Below are 1,460 nucleotides of genomic sequence, written 5' to 3'. Positions count from 1 at the left end.
GGCTAAGTCCCCTGGGGTGGTGGGAATTCGGGGACGGGGCTGAGGTGGGCGGAGATGTTCAGGCCGTGTCGGTGCCGGTGTTGGGGTGGGCCATCGCGTAGTGGTCAGTGAGTTACGTACCAAAGTGACTCACCGAAGGAAACCGCGCGATGACCCTTGACCATTCTGCCCTGCTCGCTCAGCTCGATGCACTGAAGTCCGCTGACTCGGGTGCGGTGTTCGCCGAGTTGATCCGTTCCGGGTTGCAGCAGCTCATCGAGGCCGAGGCCACCGCGGCGATCGGCGCGGGCCGTTACGAACGCAGCGACGGCCGCACGGTGCACCGCAACGGGCACCGCCCCAAGACCGTCTCCACGACCGCCGGGGACATCGAGGTGCAGATCCCCAAGCTACGGGCGGGATCGTTCTTCCCGTCGCTGCTGGAACCCCGCCGGCGTATCGACAAGGCGCTGCACGCGGTCATCATGGAGGCCTACGTGCACGGGGTGTCCACCCGCAGCGTCGATGACCTGGTGACGGCGATGGGCGTGCAGACCGGGGTGTCCAAGTCGGAGGTGTCGCGGATCTGCGCCGGCCTGGACCGCGAGATCACAGCGTTTCGGGAACGCTCGCTGACCCACACCAGCTTCCCCTACGTGTTCTGCGATGCCACCTTCTGCAAGGTCCGCGTGGGGGCGCACGTGGTCTCCCAGGCCCTGGTGGTCGCGACCGGCGTGTCGATCGACGGCACCCGTGAGGTGCTGGGCACCGCGGTCGGTGACAGCGAGTCGTTCGAGTTCTGGCGCGAGTTCCTCGCCTCGCTTAAGGCGCGCGGCCTATCGGGGGTGCACCTGGTCATCTCCGATGCGCACGCTGGGTTGAAAGTCGCTGTGGCACAGCAGTTCACGAACTCATCGTGGCAGCGGTGCCGGGTGCATTTCATGCGGAACCTGCATACCGCGGTATCGGCCAAACACGCCCCGGCGGTTACCGCGGCGGTCAAGACCATCTTCGCTCACACCGAACCCGACGAGGTCGCCGCGCAGTGGGACCGGGTCGCCGACACCCTGGCCGCGTCGTTCCCGAAGGTGGCCGCGATGATGGGCGAGGCCAAGACCGACGTGTTGGCGTTCACTGCGTTCCCGAAGGCGCATTGGCAGAAGATCTGGTCGAATAATCCGATAGAGCGTCTGAATAAAGAGATCAAGCGTCGGGCCGATGTCGTGGAGATCTTCCCCAATCCGGCGGCGTTCCTTCGCCTGGCCACCGCGGTGGTCATCGAATCCCACGACGAGTGGCAGGTCACCCGCCGCTACCTCTCCGATGTCTCCATGGACGAACTACGCGCCGTGATCGCCGCCAAACACGCCGCGGCAGCACTTGCCAAACAACACCAAATCGCCTAGCGTTCACCATGACTCGTTGATCACAACGCGTGAACCACGCCAGATCCGAAGTCCACCACTCCCCGGGACGCTATC

At 65.1% G+C, this 1,460-nt stretch carries 1 protein-coding gene; it reads left to right on the top strand.

Annotation, left to right across the window (positions count from 1 at the left end; genetic code table 11):
* Positions 1-149: 149 nt before the first annotated feature.
* Entirely contained in the window at positions 150-1,385 is a 1,236-nt protein-coding gene (locus ACJH6H_RS29675) for an IS256 family transposase (RefSeq protein ID WP_036437208.1), read from the top strand.
* Positions 1,386-1,460: the final 75 nt, after the last annotated feature.

The sequence above is a fragment of the Mycobacterium sp. SMC-21 genome (genome assembly GCF_045310825.1).
GTDB lineage: Bacteria > Actinomycetota > Actinomycetes > Mycobacteriales > Mycobacteriaceae > Mycobacterium.
This window is presented reverse-complemented; position numbering and strand designations above follow the sequence as displayed.